At 64.1% G+C, this 16,283-nt stretch carries 14 protein-coding genes; 6 read left to right on the forward strand and 8 right to left on the reverse strand.

Going from position 1 to position 16,283, the window contains the following annotated elements; translation table 11 throughout:
* Positions 1–38: 38 nt before the first annotated feature.
* Both DFO48_RS22815 and DFO48_RS22820 read right to left on the reverse strand, forming a co-directional pair.
* The gene (locus DFO48_RS22815; RefSeq protein ID WP_114864854.1) at positions 39–911 is read right to left on the reverse strand and encodes a neutral zinc metallopeptidase; all 873 of its coding nucleotides are present in this window, start codon (positions 909–911) and stop codon (positions 39–41) included.
* Positions 912–1,054: 143 nt separating this feature from the next.
* Positions 1,055–1,384, reverse strand: coding sequence for a hypothetical protein (locus DFO48_RS22820; protein ID WP_114864855.1), 330 nt, complete (start codon positions 1,382–1,384; stop codon positions 1,055–1,057).
* A gap of 157 nt (positions 1,385–1,541) precedes the next feature.
* Between DFO48_RS22820 and DFO48_RS22825 the strand changes: the two genes are divergently transcribed.
* The 3 genes from DFO48_RS22825 (at position 1,542) to nadB (ending at position 5,391) form a co-directional block, all read left to right on the forward strand.
* Positions 1,542–2,501 carry a delta(1)-pyrroline-2-carboxylate reductase family protein gene (locus DFO48_RS22825; protein WP_114864856.1) on the forward strand — a complete coding sequence of 320 codons (960 nt, stop codon included), beginning with the start codon at positions 1,542–1,544 and terminating at the stop codon, positions 2,499–2,501.
* A 205-nt stretch (positions 2,502–2,706) separates the two neighbouring features.
* Positions 2,707–3,849: a quinolinate synthase NadA gene (gene nadA / locus DFO48_RS22830; protein ID WP_370449608.1), complete on the forward strand. Its 1,143-nt coding sequence runs from the start codon at positions 2,707–2,709 to the stop codon at positions 3,847–3,849.
* Positions 3,850–3,864: 15 nt separating this feature from the next.
* Positions 3,865–5,391 (forward strand): L-aspartate oxidase, encoded by a 1,527-nt coding sequence (gene nadB, locus DFO48_RS22835; RefSeq protein ID WP_114864857.1) that lies wholly within the window; start codon positions 3,865–3,867, stop codon positions 5,389–5,391.
* Positions 5,392–5,464: 73 nt separating this feature from the next.
* On the opposite strand, the gene dcd is transcribed toward nadB, so the two are convergent.
* The 3 genes from dcd to DFO48_RS22850 all read right to left on the reverse strand — a co-directional run bounded on the left by dcd (position 5,465) and on the right by DFO48_RS22850 (position 8,521).
* Positions 5,465–6,031 (reverse strand): dCTP deaminase, encoded by a 567-nt coding sequence (gene dcd, locus DFO48_RS22840; RefSeq protein ID WP_003052512.1) that lies wholly within the window; start codon positions 6,029–6,031, stop codon positions 5,465–5,467.
* A 63-nt stretch (positions 6,032–6,094) separates the two neighbouring features.
* Positions 6,095–7,387: a guanine deaminase gene (guaD, locus tag DFO48_RS22845; protein WP_114864858.1), complete on the reverse strand. Its 1,293-nt coding sequence runs from the start codon at positions 7,385–7,387 to the stop codon at positions 6,095–6,097.
* 237 nt (positions 7,388–7,624) lie between these two features.
* Positions 7,625–8,521 (reverse strand): LysR family transcriptional regulator, encoded by an 897-nt coding sequence (locus DFO48_RS22850; RefSeq protein ID WP_003073359.1) that lies wholly within the window; start codon positions 8,519–8,521, stop codon positions 7,625–7,627.
* 105 nt (positions 8,522–8,626) lie between these two features.
* Between DFO48_RS22850 and glaH the strand changes: the two genes are divergently transcribed.
* From glaH to DFO48_RS22865, 3 genes are all read left to right on the forward strand, one after another.
* Positions 8,627–9,550 carry a glutarate dioxygenase GlaH gene (glaH, locus tag DFO48_RS22855; RefSeq protein WP_114864859.1) on the forward strand — a complete coding sequence of 308 codons (924 nt, stop codon included), beginning with the start codon at positions 8,627–8,629 and terminating at the stop codon, positions 9,548–9,550.
* Between the two features lie 100 nt (positions 9,551–9,650).
* On the forward strand, positions 9,651–10,892 hold the full coding sequence (locus DFO48_RS22860; RefSeq protein ID WP_114864860.1) for an alpha-hydroxy acid oxidase: 1,242 nt from the start codon (positions 9,651–9,653) through the stop codon (positions 10,890–10,892).
* A 52-nt stretch (positions 10,893–10,944) separates the two neighbouring features.
* Positions 10,945–11,385, forward strand: coding sequence for an HIT family protein (locus tag DFO48_RS22865; protein WP_003073352.1), 441 nt, complete (start codon positions 10,945–10,947; stop codon positions 11,383–11,385).
* Between the two features lie 77 nt (positions 11,386–11,462).
* Here the strand turns inward: DFO48_RS22865 and DFO48_RS22870 are convergent, their stop codons facing one another.
* Genes DFO48_RS22870 through DFO48_RS22880 form a run of 3 tightly spaced genes read right to left on the reverse strand, consistent with a single transcriptional unit; the run spans position 11,463 to position 16,130 of the window.
* On the reverse strand, positions 11,463–12,758 hold the full coding sequence (locus DFO48_RS22870; RefSeq protein ID WP_114864861.1) for a cytochrome c: 1,296 nt from the start codon (positions 12,756–12,758) through the stop codon (positions 11,463–11,465).
* Positions 12,751–13,320: a (2Fe-2S)-binding protein gene (locus DFO48_RS22875; RefSeq protein WP_114864862.1), complete on the reverse strand. Its 570-nt coding sequence runs from the start codon at positions 13,318–13,320 to the stop codon at positions 12,751–12,753. Before DFO48_RS22875 ends, DFO48_RS22870 begins: the two co-directional genes overlap by 8 nt.
* Positions 13,320–16,130 (reverse strand): xanthine dehydrogenase family protein molybdopterin-binding subunit, encoded by a 2,811-nt coding sequence (locus tag DFO48_RS22880; RefSeq protein WP_114864863.1) that lies wholly within the window; start codon positions 16,128–16,130, stop codon positions 13,320–13,322. The genes DFO48_RS22875 and DFO48_RS22880 overlap by 1 nt, the downstream gene beginning before the upstream one ends.
* Positions 16,131–16,283: the final 153 nt, after the last annotated feature.

The raw sequence follows: 16,283 nt of genomic DNA on the forward strand, positions 1-16,283 counted from the left end.
GTGACAGTGCACACGCCTGGTTCAGACCAGCCTGCGGCTCAAAGCGACTGAGCTGCGAAGGTGTCGCAGGCCTTGACGCTGCCGCTCTTGTAGCCCTGGGTGAACCAGCGCACACGCTGGGCGCTGGAGCCGTGGGTAAAGCTGTCGGGACGCACCGTGCCCGTGGCTTCACGCTGCAGCTTGTCGTCGCCGATCTGCTGTGCGGCATTCATCGCCGACTCGATATCGCCCTGCTCCAGCCAGCTCTTGGCCTGCTGCGACTTGTTGGCCCAGATGCCGGCCAGGCAGTCGGCCTGCAGCTCCAGGCGCACGGACATGGCATTTTGCTCGCGCTCGCTGACACGGCCCCGCATGCTGTCCACCTTGCCCGAGATGCCCAGCAGGTTCTGCACATGGTGGCCGACCTCGTGGGCCACCACATAGGCACGCGCGAACTCACCGGGAGCGCCAAGCTGGCGACTCATGGTGTTGAAGAAGTCCATGTCCAGATAGACCTTGTAGTCACCCGGGCAGTAAAACGGCCCCATGGCCGACTGCCCCGTGCCGCAGGCCGTGCGCGTCACGCCTGTGAACAGCACCAGCTTGGGGTTCTGATACTGAGCACCGCCTTCACGGAAGATCTGGGTCCAGACATCCTCGGTAGAAGCCAGCACCGTGGAGACAAACTTGGCCCCCTGGTCATCGCCGGCCGGGCGATGCGCCGGAGCCTGCTGCACCTGCGGCGAGCCACCACCGGAGAGCACGCCAATCGTGGTCAGCGGGTTGATGCCGAACACGCCCCAGCCAATCAGCGCCAGCACCACGGTGCCGATGCCGATGCTGCGACCAGCAATGGGGAAACCACCGCCACCACCACCGTCTCCACGGCGATCCTCGACGTTGTCCGACTCGCGGTTACCTTCCCATCTCATGGTGCTTACTCCTTTGCTGTGTTGCACACGGCCTGCGCCGGGTGGCGATATTAAGGGTTGCGGCCTCGACTGGAGGTATCAAGCTGTGCTTTTGCCGCCCCAGTCAAGCTGCAGCGCAGCATTGTTGACGTTTGGACTGGTGTTCAGCGGCCGGCAGGCGCGGAGATCTGGCTCACGCCCGGCGCGCCAGGCGTGGACTGAGGCTGGTTGCGGGCTACCTGCTCCTCCACCACATCGACCATGCTCAGAAACAAAAAGGCCACTGCCAGCAGGCCCACCACCGCCAGGACGGCCGATGCCCAGAGCTTGGCCGAAGAGGATTTGCGCGGTGCTGTCGCCTGCTGCTGGGTCGGCTCATAACTCGCAGCCGAGCCGCCATCCCGCCAGACAGGCTCGACATGACCACGGCTGGAAGGCGCTTGTGTCCAGGTAGGGTCCTTGCGTTGCCCGGAGCGGGGAGAAAAGCCAAACATGTGTGCGACAGAATCGATGAATAAGACAGTGGCTATTGTGCGCGCTGGCAGCCTTCGCCAGAAGCGTTCGTGCTGCGACATTCTGTCGGTCAACATCGGGCCGGGCTTGCAATTCTGTAAGCTCAGAGGCTTGTCCGCTGCTCCTATACGACTGCCCATGAATGCCCAGACCCAGCCCTCGACAGCGTCTCTGGACGCCCGCGCCACTGCCGCACTGCTGCCATGGACCGACCTGGCCGATGAGATCGAAGCACTTTTGCACCAGCTGCAAAACAGTTGCAGTGTCTCGGTTCCACCACGCATCGTCATGCCGACGGCTGCGGGCAATTGCCTGTTCTGCATGCCGGCCACCGATGGCCAGGTAGTCATGACCAAGCTCATCAGCTTCACGCCAGGCAACGCCCAGGTTGGCAGACCCACCATTCAGGGCGATATCGTGGTTTTTGATGCATCAACAGGAGTGCGTCAGCTGATTCTGGACGGCCCCACCGTCACGGCCAGACGCACCGCAGCCGTATCGCTGCTGGCAGCGCGTCGCCTGGCCCCCAAGCCCCAAGGCCCGCTGCTCATCGTCGGCGCCGGCGTGCAGGGCAGCGCCCATCTGCAGGCTTTTGCCCATGGCCTTGGCACGCAGGAGGTCTGGATTCACTCGCGCAGCGCCAGCAGCGCGCAGCGGCTTGCAGACCAGGCCCGCGACCTGGGTCTGCATGCGCGCATCGCCGACGACCTGGAGGAAGCCGCCCGGCACTGTCCGCTGATCGTGACCTGCACGCCCGCACAGGCCGTGGTGCTGCATGAGGCGGCAAGACCCGATGCCTTTGTCTGCGCGGTCGGCGCCTTCACGCCGCAAATGGTGGAGCTGGCTCCCGAGTTGTGCCGGCGCATTGTGCACCAGGGCCAGATCATCGTCGACACCGCCGATGCCGCGCACGAGGCCGGCGACCTGCTGCAGGCCGGCATCGAGGTCAACACCCTGCCCACGCTGGCCACCGTGGTGCAACAGGACTGGTCGCGCCCCACGAAGCCTGTGCTCTTCAAATCCTGCGGCTGGGGCGGCTGGGATCTGGCCGCCACCCGCCTGGCCCTGCGCCAGCATCTGCTCAGACAGCCCGCCTGAACACCCCCCCACTCGCTCATTTTTCAGAAGCATCAAGTCATTGATGAATAAGCAATCCATCCATTTTCGGGATTGCTTTCCCTAGCACTGACTGCGCTGAAAAGCGACGCCATCCAGGCTAATTTGTCTCCCTGGTGACAAATTCAAAAAAAGCGGTTTTAATAATACTCAAATTGAGTATAAATATTTAACACCACAACTCAGGATGGAGACGATGACGATCAAAACCGTGGAATTCGACCAGCCCGCCCTTGGCAGCAGCGCCCAGTGCAGCACAGGCCAGGCCTGGGCCAGGGTGCTGCCGCAGCAGGACCGCCAGCAGCAGCGCGAGACGGCGCAGCGCATCAAGGCCTTGCTCAAGGAGCGCAATGCCGTCATGGTTGCCCACTATTATGTGGACGGTGCGCTGCAGGATCTGGCACGCGATACCGGCGGCTGCGTGGGCGACTCGCTGGAGATGGCACGCTTTGGCGCCAACCATCCCGCCAGGACCCTGATCGTGGCCGGCGTGCGCTTCATGGGCGAGACCGCCAAGATCCTGAGCCCCGAGAAAACCGTGCTCATGCCCGACGGCGATGCCACCTGCTCGCTGGACCTGGGCTGCCCGGCCGATGAATTCAGCCAGTTCTGCGATGCCCATCCCGATCGCACCGTGGTCGTCTATGCCAATACCAGCGCTGCCGTGAAAGCCCGGGCCGACTGGGTGGTCACCTCTTCGGTAGGGCAGGACATCGTGGCCGCCCTGCACGCACGCGGCGAGAAAATCCTGTGGGCACCCGACCGCCATCTGGGCAGCCATATCCAGCAGCAGACCGGTGCCGACATGCTGCTGTGGCAGGGCAGTTGCGTGGTCCACGACGAATTCAAGGCCGACGAGCTGCAAGCTCTGGCCAGCGCCCACCCCGAGGCCGCGATTCTGGTTCATCCCGAATCGCCAGCCGCAGTCACGGCACTGGCCGATGTGGTGGGCTCCACCACCCAGCTGATTGCCGCTGTGGGAAAGCTGCCCACGGACACCTTTATCGTCGCCACCGACCAGGGCATTCTTCACGACATGCGCCAGCGCTATCCGGGCAAGCACTTTCTGGCTGCCCCGACGGCGGGCACGGGCGGCAGTTGCAAAAGCTGTGCCTTCTGCCCCTGGATGGCCATGAACAGCCTGCCGGGCGTGGAGCGGACCCTGCTGCAAGGCAGCGGTGCCATCGAGCTTGATCCGGCGCTGGGCCTGGCCGCCCGCAGGCCCATACAGCGCATGCTGGATTTTGCCGCTGCCCAGCGCCAGCCGGTACGCGCCAGCGGCGAGCTGGAACGCGACGCGGCCCTGTTCCAGAACTTCGGTCCGGCCTGAGCGAGGACAAGCACCATGCCCCAATCTCAGACTTGCAGCGATGTGCTCATCATCGGCTGCGGACTGGCCGGCCTGACGCTGGCACTCAGCCTGCCCAGCACACTGCGCATCACCGTGCTCAGCAAAAGCAGTGCCAGCGAATGCGCCAGCGCCTGGGCCCAAGGCGGCGTTGCCGCCGTGCTGGATCCCGCCGACAGCCTGGAAGCGCATGTTCAGGACACGCTGATCGCCGGTGCCGGCCTCTGCGACGAAGGCGCCGTGCGCCGCATCTTGGAGCAAGGCCCCCAGGCGATCGCCTGGCTGCAAGCCCTGGGCGTACCCTTCAGCACCGATGCCGACGCCCGCCTGCACCTGACACGCGAAGGCGGCCACAGCGCGCGGCGCATTGTGCATGCGGCCGACCGCACCGGGCAGGCCGTGCACCAGACCTTGCTGCAGGCCTGCCAAGATCTGAAGCACATCACCTTGCTGCAGCATTGCACTGCCATGGAGCTGCTGCTGGACGTGCAGCAGCGCTGCGTGGGCGCCAGCGTGCGCAACGCCGATGGCCAGCAGCAGCCCATGCTGGCCAGCCATACGGTGCTGGCCACGGGCGGCATGGGCCAGATCTACCCCAGTACCACCAATCCGGCCACGGCAACCGGTGACGGCATTGCCATGGCCTGGCGTGCGGGCTGTGTCGTGCGCGACCTGGAGTTCATGCAGTTCCACCCCACGGCCTTGCAGGTGGGTGGCCGGTCCGTGGGCCTGGTCTCGGAAGCGCTGCGCGGCGAAGGAGCCCTGCTGTGCCTGCCGGACCAGCAAGGCCGGCCCGGCGAGCGCTTCATGCTGCGCCATGACCCGCGCGCCGAGCTGGCACCGCGCGATATCGTGGCCCGCGCCATCGACCGCGAAATGCGCGCCCACCAGTTGCCCCATGTGCTGCTGGACATCACACACCGCAGCCGCGACTGGCTGGAGCAGCATTTCCCCGGCGTCATGGCGCTGTGCGCGGCGCACGGCATAGACATCGCCACCCAGCCCATCCCTGTCGCCCCCTGCGCCCACTATGCCTGCGGCGGCGTACAGGCCCATGTGGACGGTCGCACTGCCGTGGCCGGGCTATGGGCGATTGGCGAGGTGGCCCGCACCGGCCTGCATGGTGCCAACCGACTGGCCAGCAACTCGCTGCTGGAGTGCGTGGTCATGGGCAGGTCTGCCGCGCTGCGCATGGCCGAGCAGCCCCTGCACAAACCTGCAGCCATTCATGGCAGGCCGCGCAAGCCCGGCAAGAACCTGAGTGCTGAAAGCCAGCAGGAGATGCGCCAAGTGCTGCAGCAGCTCATGCTGCACAACGTGGGCATTGTGCGCAGCAACCACAGCCTGATTGCGGCGGCCAAGCAACTGGTGCTGTGGCGTGCTCAATGGCGCGGCGCCGACCCCGCCTTGCGCAACCAGCTGGCGCTGTGCAGCCTGATGGTGGACGCGGCGCTGCAGCGCCATGCCAGCGTGGGCGCGCACTGCAATCTGGACTGGCCGGCGCTCGAAGCGGCAGCCGCCTGATCTGGTCCAGCAGCCCAGGAAAGCAAAAAGCCCGCTGTATACGCAGCGGGCTTTCTTGGCGAAGCAACGGGCCTCAGGCCTTGGGCAGGGTCACGCCATGCTGGCCCTGGTACTTGCCGTTGCGGTCCTTGTAGCTGACTTCGCATTGCTCGTCGCCCTGGAAGAACAGCACCTGGGCGCAGCCTTCACCCGCATAGATCTTGGCCGGCAGCGGCGTGGTGTTGGAGAACTCCAGCGTCACATAGCCTTCCCACTCGGGCTCGAAGGGCGTCACGTTGACGATGATGCCGCAGCGCGCATAAGTGCTCTTGCCCAGGCAGACGGTCAGTACGTCACGGGGAATGCGGAAGTACTCCACCGTGCGGGCCAGCGCAAAGCTGTTGGGCGGGATGATGCAGTAGTCGCCCTCAAAGTCGACAAAGCTCTTCTCGTCAAAATTCTTGGGGTCCACCACCGTGCTGTGGATATTCGTGAAGACCTTGAATTCGCGGGCGCAGCGGATGTCGTAGCCATAGCTCGAAGTGCCGTAGCTGATGATCTTCTTGCCGTCGACCTGGCGCACCTGGCCAGGCTCGAAAGGCTCGATCATGCCGTGCTGCTCCGCCATCTGACGGATCCATTTGTCGCTCTTGATGCTCATTAGAAGTCCTGTATCGCTTGATTTTTCATAGCGTTGTGCGCTCACAAATCAAGCGCAAGACCGCTATTTTGCTTGAGAAACAATGGTTTGCTCAATCAGGCGGTCATCTCCGAGGATGATCATGGCAAACAGCAGCTCGTCCAGATTGCGTGCCTGGGCCGTCTTGCGCGCCAGCAGCGGCGTGCAGCCGGGGTTAATGACGACCAGGTCGGCCTCGCAGCCGGGCTGCAGATTGCCGATCACGCCCTGCAGACCGAGCGCACGAGCAGCGCCTGCCGTGTGCTGCCACCACAGGTTCTGGGGCGACAGGCTCTGGCCCTGCTTGGCATGGCTCTCGCGCCCCACCACATAGGCGGCCTGCATGGTGCGAAACGGCGAGAAGCTCATGCCGCCGCCCACATCGCTGGCCAGGCCGTAAAGCATGCCGGCCTCATCGGCCTTGAGGTAGTCGAAATAGCCGCTGGCCAGAAACTGGTTGCTGGTCGGGCTGATGGCCGCTGCAGAGCGTGTGTCGTGCATGAGCTGGCGGTCGGTTTCGTCGAGCCAGATGCTGTGCGCATAGACGGCGCGCTCGCGCATCAGACCGAAGTCGTCATAGACGGCCAGATAGCTGCGTGACTCGGGGAACAGCTCCTTGACCCAGGCAATCTCGTCCAGGTTCTCTGCCACATGGGACTGAATCCAGACATCGCCGTACCTGGCCGCCAGCTCGCCCGCACCGCGCAGCTGCGCTTCGGTGCTGGTGGGCGCAAAGCGCGGCGTGATCGCATAACCCAGGCGGTCCACGCCATGCCAGCGCTGGATCAGCGTCTCGGTGTCGATCAGGCTTTGCTCGGTGTCGTCGCGCACGCCATCGGGGCTGTTGCGGTCCTGCAGCACCTTGCCGGCAATCATGCGCATGCTGCGCTTTTGCGCTGCCGTCATGATGGCATCCACCGATGTCGGATGCGAGGTTGCAAAGGCCAGCGCCGTGGTCACGCCGTTGCGCAGCAGCTCGTTCATGAAGAAATCGGCCACGCCACCGGCATATTCGCTGTCGTGGAAGCGTGACTCATGCGGGAAGGTGTAGTTCTCCAGCCAGGGCAGCAGGCCTGGGGCCGGCGCGCCAATCACATCGGTCTGCGGGTAGTGGATGTGCAGGTCGACAAAGCCCGGTGCCAGCAGCTTGCCGGGCAGGTGAATGACTTGCACGCCTTCGCGCTCAAGATACTGGTCGGCCAGCGCCTGCCAGCTGCCCGCAGCCACCACACGCTGCACGCCCGCGGCATCGGGAGCAATCGCCAGCAAGGCGTCGGAGTCATAAACCGCTTGGCCGTCATCGGCGAAGCGCAGCAGGGCACTACGATAGATTTTCATGGACCAGAGCTTACGCGCCCGCTCTCGCCTGCGGAACACGGCAGCGCTTATAGAGGCTATATGGCTGCGCACAGGCCAGCGCTCATGCTATCAATAACAAAGCTTATTACGCTTACCATGCTTCAATTTCAATCATTTTTATATCTGAAATTTAATATTAACAGGCGCTATAAGCTATCATTTTAGATAGATCAAAAGATCTGAACCCGAAGCTTCCCACTGCCCGCAGCCGCATGGCTAGGCGGCGCAGCTTCTGGCCACGGCCAGAAAGGCGCGCACCGCAGGCGAGTTCTCGCGCTCGCGGTAGGCCAGCGCCATGTGCACGCTTTCCTTGAAGTCGCGCAGCGGCCTGAAGGCCACGCCCGGCTGATTGAGCAGGCGGTTCGACTCGGGCAGCACCACAATGCCGTATCCAGCAGCAGCCAGGCTGGTCGCCGTAACGAAGTCGTTGACGCGATAGGCCTCGCGTGCCGAAAACCCGGCCGTCTCGGCCAGCCGCGCCAGCACCTCGGCAAAGCCTTCGCTTTCGTTGATGAACTGCGGCGCAATAAAGGTCTGGCCGCGCAGATCGGCCACGCTGATGGATTCATGGCGTGCCAGCGGGTGGTTCTCGGCCAGAGCCACCATGAAGGGCTCGCTGTGCACGATGACCGCCTTGACCCCCTCGGGGTAGCGCCGGCGCGGCCGCAGCAGACCAGCATCGATCTCGCCCTGCTGCAGCGCCTGCAGCTGGCGCGGCGTCTCCATGGCCAGCACCTGCATATGCACCTGCTCATGGCCGGGGCGGAACTGCGTGAGCATGCGCGCCAGCACACCCGAGGTCACGGACGAGGAGATATAGCCCAGCTTGACATGGCCGCTCATGCCCTGGGCCGCCAGTTGCCCGATCTGCTGGGCCCGCTCCATATGGCGCAGCACGGCCACGGCCTCGTCATAAAGCAGCTCCCCCGCATCGGTCAGCGTGATGGGCTTGCGCTTGTTGCGCTGCAGCAGGCGCACGCCCAGCTGCTGCTCCAGCTGCTGCACCTGCACGCTGACGGCGGACTGGGCCACGCCCAGCTTGTCGGCGGCACGCGAGAAATGCAGTTCCTGGGCCACGGTGACGAAGTGCTCGAGTTGGCGGTAGCTGAGCATGATTTTTAATCTGAATTTCTTATCAAAAAATGCATTTAACCCCGTAGATCGTATCAAACAAGAAGTGTTCAATCACACCATTCCTGATTGAAGCACCCACCCACCATGAACGCTACGACCCCCCAGCACCTGATCCAGCCTGCCGCCTACGAGATCAGCACTCACCCCGAGCATTCCCGCCTGCTCAAACTGAGCCTGAACGCCGATGCACTGAACGCCTTCCTGGCCGACGTGCGCGATATCGACGTGCAGAACCTTGAGTACGTGCCTTTCATGCGCTTTCACCTGGCGCGCCGCCTGAAGGCCCACATGGGTGCCGACTTTGGCCAGACCCTGGTGAACATCATCAAGGACCGCAGGCATGGCGGCTTTGTGCTGGGCCTGGAAGGCGTGAGTCAGGATAGCGACGACTACGTGAAGTTCGGCACCGCCATCGGCCACATCCTGGGCCCGGCCAACCACGACTCCATGTCCAACAAGTACTACGCACGTTTCCTGGTCAAGCACACCGACGCCAGCGACTCGTATCTGCGCCAGGCCTACCGCCTGTTCACCATGCACACCGACGGCACCTTCGTGACCGAAGCCACCGACTGGCTGCTGATGATGAAGTTCGACGAGCAGAACGCCGTGGGCGGCGAGTCGCGCTTTCTGCACCTGGACGACTGGAGCGAGCTGGAGCGCTTCGTGCAGGACCCTCTGGGCGCCAGGCCCCTGCTGTACAAGGCTCCGGGCTCCAAGAACGTGAACGAGCGCGTCGAGCGCCCCGTGTTCTTCCACGGCGAGTTCGGCCTGTCGATCTCCTTCATCGACCAGTTCGTGCAACCGGCCAACGACGCCGAAGCCGAATATCTGCAGAACCTGTCGGAATCGATGGAAAATTCGTCCGGCACCCGCACCGTCAGCCTGCCCGCCGGCGACCTGGTGGTTCTGAACAACTACTTCTATGTGCACGGCCGCGCACCGTTCGAGCGTAACGAGCAACTGCACCGCGAGCTGATGCGTCAGCGCGGTACATTCGCTCAGTAAACCTTGAACACCTGATGTTTCTGTCACGCCCCCGTGCACCGCAAGTGTGCGGGGGCGTAGCCAGTTAAACCCCTGAATTTCGCTCCCGAGGCGCCCTACCATGGCATCGTCACAAGCCCCTGCTGCAAACGCAGCCCCCGCTCCCAAAGCGCAAGCCGCCTACGGCCAACGCGCAGGGCTTCCCCGTCACCTGCAGAACATCCTGTCGCTGCATGACTTCGAGGCCGCCGCACGCAAGCACCTGCCCCGCCCTCTGTTTGGCTATGTCTCCGGCGCCGCCGAAGACTGCGTCTCGCTGCAGGCCAACCGTGACAGCTTCCAGCAATACGGCTTCAGCTCCAGGGTCATGGTGGACGTGTCCAAGCGCAACCAGAAGGTCGAGCTGTTCGGTCAGACCTGGGACTCGCCATTTGGCGTGGCCCCCGTGGGCATCAGCGCCATCTCTGCCTATCGCGGCGATCTGGTGCTGGCGCAGACGGCGGCTGCCAGCCGCATTCCCGCCATCATGAGCGGCACCTCCCTGATCCCCATGGAAGAAGTGGCCAAGGCTGCACCGTCGACATGGTTCCAGGCCTATCTGCCCGGCGACACCACGCGCATCGACGGCCTGATCGAGCGCATCGAGGCTGCCGGCTTCGGCACCCTGGTCATCACCGTGGACATCCCCGTCTGGGCCAACCGCGAGAACAATGTGCGCACCGGCTTCTCGATGCCTCTGCGCCCCTCGCTGCGCCTGGCTTATGACGGCATCACCCGCCCGCGCTGGATGGTGGGTACCATGCTGCGCACCCTGATCAACCACGGCATGCCGCACTTCGAGAATTCGTTTGCCACGCGCGGCGCGCCTTTGCTGTCGGGCACCGCCATCCGCGACACCTCGGGCCGCGACCACCTGAACTGGAAGAACATCGAACGCATTCGCCAGCGCTGGAAGGGCAACCTCATCATCAAGGGCATCCTCAACGAAGACGATGCCGTGATGGCCGCCGATATCGGCGCGCAAGGCATCGTGGTCTCCAACCACGGCGGCCGCCAGCTCGATGGCGTGGTTGCCCCTCTGCAGATGCTGCCCTATGTGGTGGACCGCGTGGGCCACCGCACGGCCGTGATGATGGACAGCGGCATACGCCGCGGCAGCGATGTGCTCAAGGCCGTGGCCTTGGGCGCGCGCATGGTGTTCCTGGGCCGCCCCTTCATGTATGCCGCTGCCGTGGGCGGTGCGCAGGGCGTGGATCACGCCATCACCTTGCTGCGTGACGAGGTGGATCGCAATATGGCCATGCTGGGCGCGACATCCATGGCCGAGATCACCCGCGACTGCCTGCGCGCGACGCGGTCCTGAAACCGCTCTGCCTCTAAGATGGAGCGCTTGAACCATAAAAAAGGAGAGCGTCATGCCCATGTTTGTAGACCACTCGCCCCCTGGCGAGTGCATTTTCTGCAAGCTCGTCAAAGGGGAGATTCCATCGGCCAAGATCTATGAGGACGATTTGACCATCGCCTTCATGGACATCGGCCAGGCCACGCGAGGCCATGTGCTGGTGGCCAGCAAGCGCCATGCCGTCAATCTGCTGGAGCTGACGCCCGAGGAAGCCGGCGCAGTGATGCAGACGGCCCAGCGCGTGGCGGCCGCAGTGAACAAGGCCTTCGATCCCGACGGCATCAATATCTTCCAGGCCAATGGCGCGCCGGCAGGGCAGACAGTGTTTCACTTTCACCTGCATGTGCTGCCGCGCTTCGAGGGCGATGGCCTGTCCGTAGTCTGGCAGCGCGAGGAACCGGGCTTTGCCGTGCTGGGCGAGCTGGCCGAGAAAATCAAAGCCGAATTCGCCTGAATCGAATCACTATTAAAAAAGAGCTGCCAGCGCTTGATGGATAAGCGCTGGCAGCTCTTTTTGCTTGACCCCCTGCTTTAGTGGGATTCGGCGGTCTTGATCACATCGGCCACCTGCGCCGGCGTCACATCGCCCTTCTGGCGGCCCCAGCGCAGGCGCATGTAGTTCACCAGATCGGCCATGTCTTCATGGCTGAGCTGATCGGCAAAACCGGGCATGGCCTGCATGCGCTCGCCATGGGCCAGATCGCGCTCGGGCAGGCCTTCGCGGATCACGCGCACCAGATTCAGCGGCGTGGGGAACATGGCCGTGGTGTTGGTGTCGAGGCGCAGCGAGGAATGCGGCTGACCCTGACCATCGACGCCGTGGCAGCCTGCGCACAGACCGACGTAGATGCGTTCGCCATTGGCCGAGGTCGGGGTCTGAGGCGCTTCGGCCGCTAGCTTGACTGAGGGCTTCTCACCCTGCATCAGATAGGCGGCCATGGCCTTGAGGTCGGCTTCCTCCATATGCGCACTCGAATGCTGGAGCACGGGGAACATGCCCATGGTCATCACACCCTGGGGCGAGAGGCCGGTGCGCAGAAACTGCACCAGATCCTGCTCGCTCCAGCCGCGCTCGGCCATGGCCTTGGGGCGCAGGTCGGGGGCGTAGGCGCCTTCGATCACATTGCCGGCCAGCGACTTGCGGAGGTCCATGGCAAAGCTGCTGGTGCGCGGTGTATGGCATTCGCCGCAGTGGCCCAGAGTGTTGACCAGATAGGCGCCACGTTCCAGGGAGTTGCTGGCCTCGGGGGCCGGCGCACCCGCAGGGCGCTCCAGCGCATTCCACAGCGCCAGACCGGGGCGGATGCTGAACGGGAAGTTCATCTCAGGCTGGCGGTTGGCCACTTCCACGGCAGGCTGGGCCTGCAGCCAGACCCAGAGCGCATCGACATCGGCGCGCGTGATGTCGTGGTAGCTGGCATAAGGCATGGCGGGGTACAGGTTCTTGCGCCCCGGTGCCATGCCGCGCGCCACGGCGCGATACAGATCGTCGGCCGACCACTGGCCTATGCCATGCTCCCTCGAGGGCGAGATATTCGTGCCGTACAGCGTGCCCATGGGCGTGACCATGGCCATGCCTCCGGCCAGCTCGGCGCCCGTGGTGGGCGAGCTGTGGCAGGCCGCGCAGTCGGCAGCGCGAAACACCTGCAGGCCGCGGTCGAACAATTTCTGCTTTTGCTCGGCACTGATGTTGGCAAAGTCCACCGTGGCAGGCGGCACGCTGCCGCTTGCACTGCCCGCGATATACATGCCGCCCAGCACCACCACGGCTGCGGCGGCAATGCCTGCGGCGATCTTGGTGAACTTGCTGCGTTGAGCTTTATCCATGACGGCTGACCTCCCGCGTGCGCTGGCCCGTGGTCAGGCCTGGCGTGGTCAGAATCAGGTCGCGCACGGCGTGGTAGTAGCGCACATAGCCGGTACAGCGACAGATATGCTTGTCCAGCGCGGCTTCCACGGCTTCTTCCACGGCGTTGGCATCCACGGGCCTGGCCTGCAACTGCTCCATCAGCACGGTGGCCGAGTTCACAAAACCCGGTGTGCAATAGCCGCACTGAAACGAGAAATGCTCCAGAAACGCTTTTTGCACGGCAGAGGCCGTGATCTGGCCCTTGTCATCGGTGCTGGCCGCGCCTTCGATGGTACGCAGGCTTTTGCCATTGAGCCAGGCCACGCCGGTCACGCAAGCGGGCACGGTGTGCGGGCCCTTGCCGGGCTCGTCCACGATGATGGTGCAGGCGCGGCACACACCCTGACCGCAGCCAAGGCGCGTACCGTTCAAGCCCGCATATTCCTGCAGGAACTCGATCATCATCAGGTCCTTGGGCAGCTCATGCGGGCCGGTCTTTTGACCGTTGATGGTGGCGGAAAACTGGATACGTTGCTGCATCACAATGCCTTTTTGATTCGCTCCGCGCTCAGCGGCAGTTGATAGAAGCGCTTGCCGGTGGCGTGGGCCACGGCGTTGGCGCAGGCAGCGACAACGGGGATCATCACCACTTCGGCCATGCCCTTGGGCGGGTCGGTGCGCGAGACCGGAGGCAGCACATGGCCCTCGGCCGTCCACACGGCCAGCTCACTGGCGCGCGGCAGGTGGTAGCGGTTGAAGTTCCAGCTGCCGTTGCCGGGGCCGCTCGGCCCCAGTGGCAGCTCTTCGTACAGGGCGTGGCCGATACCCATGGCCACGCCGCCCTGCAACTGGCCAGAGACCAGCTCCGGCACGATCTGCGAGCCGCATTCCAGCCAGGTCTTGTGCCCCAGCAAGCTCACCTTGCCGGTGCCAGTCGATACGGCCAGCTCCACCAGCGTGGCGCAAGGCGCGTAGTACACGGCGCCCGCTGCCAGACGGTGCACCGGCGGATAGCTGACCTTGACGCGCGGCTGGAATGCATAGCCGGCGCTGTCCATCGCGGCCTTTTGGGCGGCATCGGCGCCATTGCCAAAGCGCAGGGACAGGGCATCGATCTCGGCAGCAAAGCGCTTGCCGCCCAGCTCGAACTCGGCACTGGCCCAGGAGCGGCGATTGAAGGTGTGGACGCAGACACCGGTGACCAGACCCAGCTCATGGGCACGTGCGGCCAGGCGCTCCAGCGTCAAGGGCTCCATGGCTCCGGCCACCAGCTTGCCATCCTTCCACTCGGCTTCATCGAGCGAGACCGGCATGCCCTGCAGCGGCCCGCCAAACGGGTTGCCCCAGATGGACAGCGCCGCAGGCCACAGACCATGGGCCAGCAGCAGCTTGGCGGCCTGGCGCGTGGTGTGGGTGAAGTAGTAGGCCGAGTTGGAGGCCGATTGCGGCGAGGTGAAGCTAGGCACCCAGTAAGGGTCCTGCGACAGGCGATCCTCATCGGCCTGGGGCGTGGAGTTGGGTTGCTCCTGCGTGTGCACAGGCATCTCGGGCCATTTCTGGGCCGAAAACTCCACCTCATCCACGGGGCGACCGAGAAATGGCTCTGCCGCCAGCATCTGGGCCGTGGTGGTTCCGGTTCCGATTTCTGCCGTGATGTGTTTCATCTTGAGCTTGCCCTCGGGCGATAGCTCGATCAATGCAAGCGCGGCTTCGCCGGCGGTACCAAAGCTTTTTTGCACCGAGGCAAAACCCACACCGTAGCGCATGCCGGGATTGGCGGCCTCGTACTCGGCCTTGCGTTGGGCACGGTTCACCCACACCGGGTCCTTGGCGGCCAGGGCCAGAATCTCGCCAATGCGCAGCTGGCCCGCAGGCACGGCGCCCTGGGTGTTGCGCAAGCCTGTGCGCAGCATGTTCTTCTGGCGCAGGGCGATGGCGTCCATGCCGATCTGCTCGGCAATTTCATCGACCAGCATTTCGGTCGGAGCCATGGACTGCAGCGTGCCGTAGCCGCGCACCGACCCTGCCGTGACCTCGCTGCTGGGGAAGACGGCCACCGACAGATCGCTCTTGGGAAAGTAGTACACCGACTGCGAAGACGCGACACCGAGCGTGCCCACCGAAGGGCTGAAGTTCATCGTGCCGCCGCCGTCGCCGCGCATATCCACCGAGAAGGCCTGGAACTGCCCCTCGGCATCCACGGCAATCGTGGTCTTGAGATCAAACGGGTGTCGCTTGAGCGCGAACTGGAAATGCTGCCAGCGGTCCAGCGCCAGGCGCACCGGGCGGCCTTCAGCATACAGCGCCGCCAGTGCCACGTAGTATGGGAAGGAGTGGTGCTCCTTCTGCCCGTAGCCCACGGTGTAGGCGCTCAGGTAGTCCATTTCCTTGAGCGCAAAACGGCTGGACTTGACCATGCCGACCATATGGCTGGCAGTGGCGTAGGGCGCCTGAGTGGCGCCCACCATGTGCATCACGCCCCTGCCCTCTTCATACCAAGCCAGGCCGTTTTCAGGCTCCAGCGCTGCAGGCTCCATGGACTGGCTGTGATAACTGCGCGAGAAGACCTGGGTGCCCTCGGGCGGCTGCCTGAGCAGTTGCTGGATCTGGGCCGAGTACTGCATGGCCTTGCCATGCTTGGCATCGTCCACGCCGGGCCATTGCACCTCCGGGCCGGTCAGCTGCGGGCGCACGATACCGTTGTACAGAGGTGCGTACAGATCGGGCTCGTCGTGCTTTTCGGCACCCATGCGCACATAGCGCGCGGCCACATAGGGCTTGCGTCTGGGCGGCGTGGCGGCAGCGCCCCACCGGAAAATTCCGTCATTGAAACGCAGCAGGCGCACGGCTTCGCGGTAGTGCTCGTAGTCATGCCAGATCCCCAAGGCCACGGGCTGGCCCAGCATGGGTGAGACCTGACCCTTGGGCAAGAAGTAGCTGCCGTAAAAACCCGGCTCGGGCATGTGCACGCCATCGGCCTCGGCGCGCTCGGCATCCACCAGCACATCGGGAGTAAAGTCCTTGCCCAGCACGGACAGGTCCAGACCTTCGTAGATGTGGTCGGCACGCGGAACCATGATCAAAAGCGCATAGGACTGCTTGTCAGGCCAGCCCGCCATGTCGCGCGCGCGCAGATCGATGGCAAACAGCTTCTGGCCCGTGACCTTGGCCATGCCGTCGCGGCGGTAGCGGAGCTGGCCGCCGTCCATCCAGCCAGCGTCCTGGCCACTTGCCGGCTCGACCATCTGCGCCAGCGCCTGCTCCAGCGGGCGTACTCCGGCAAGCACTCCCAGGGCGGCTGCGGCCTTCAAAAAGCTGCGCCGGCTCAAATCCGATTTGGGCACATTCATTCTCCAGTGAGCAAACCGAAGCGGCGGCAGGCCAGCACCCCGGTCGCAATTGACTCGCAGCGCTGCCCAACAACCAGGGCAACGCTCGGATATCTGCACATCGGCCGGCACTGCGGCCGAGCGGCATATGGATATCGTTTTCAAAAAGAAAAT

It is taken from the genome of Comamonas sp. AG1104 (genome assembly GCF_003350425.1).
GTDB lineage: Bacteria > Pseudomonadota > Gammaproteobacteria > Burkholderiales > Burkholderiaceae_C > Comamonas > Comamonas testosteroni.

Coding starts and splice junctions, on each gene's coding strand:
- DFO48_RS22815 (WP_114864854.1), bottom strand. CDS start 911: ATGAGATGGGAAGGTAACCGCGAGTCGGACAACGTCGAGGATCGCCGT.
- DFO48_RS22820 (WP_114864855.1), bottom strand. CDS start 1,384: ATGTTTGGCTTTTCTCCCCGCTCCGGGCAACGCAAGGACCCTACCTGG.
- DFO48_RS22825 (WP_114864856.1), top strand. CDS start 1,542: ATGAATGCCCAGACCCAGCCCTCGACAGCGTCTCTGGACGCCCGCGCC.
- nadA (WP_370449608.1), top strand. CDS start 2,707: ATGGAGACGATGACGATCAAAACCGTGGAATTCGACCAGCCCGCCCTT.
- nadB (WP_114864857.1), top strand. CDS start 3,865: ATGCCCCAATCTCAGACTTGCAGCGATGTGCTCATCATCGGCTGCGGA.
- dcd (WP_003052512.1), bottom strand. CDS start 6,031: ATGAGCATCAAGAGCGACAAATGGATCCGTCAGATGGCGGAGCAGCAC.
- guaD (WP_114864858.1), bottom strand. CDS start 7,387: ATGAAAATCTATCGTAGTGCCCTGCTGCGCTTCGCCGATGACGGCCAA.
- DFO48_RS22850 (WP_003073359.1), bottom strand. CDS start 8,521: ATGCTCAGCTACCGCCAACTCGAGCACTTCGTCACCGTGGCCCAGGAA.
- glaH (WP_114864859.1), top strand. CDS start 8,627: ATGAACGCTACGACCCCCCAGCACCTGATCCAGCCTGCCGCCTACGAG.
- DFO48_RS22860 (WP_114864860.1), top strand. CDS start 9,651: ATGGCATCGTCACAAGCCCCTGCTGCAAACGCAGCCCCCGCTCCCAAA.
- DFO48_RS22865 (WP_003073352.1), top strand. CDS start 10,945: ATGCCCATGTTTGTAGACCACTCGCCCCCTGGCGAGTGCATTTTCTGC.
- DFO48_RS22870 (WP_114864861.1), bottom strand. CDS start 12,758: ATGGATAAAGCTCAACGCAGCAAGTTCACCAAGATCGCCGCAGGCATT.
- DFO48_RS22875 (WP_114864862.1), bottom strand. CDS start 13,320: ATGCAGCAACGTATCCAGTTTTCCGCCACCATCAACGGTCAAAAGACC.
- DFO48_RS22880 (WP_114864863.1), bottom strand. CDS start 16,130: ATGAATGTGCCCAAATCGGATTTGAGCCGGCGCAGCTTTTTGAAGGCC.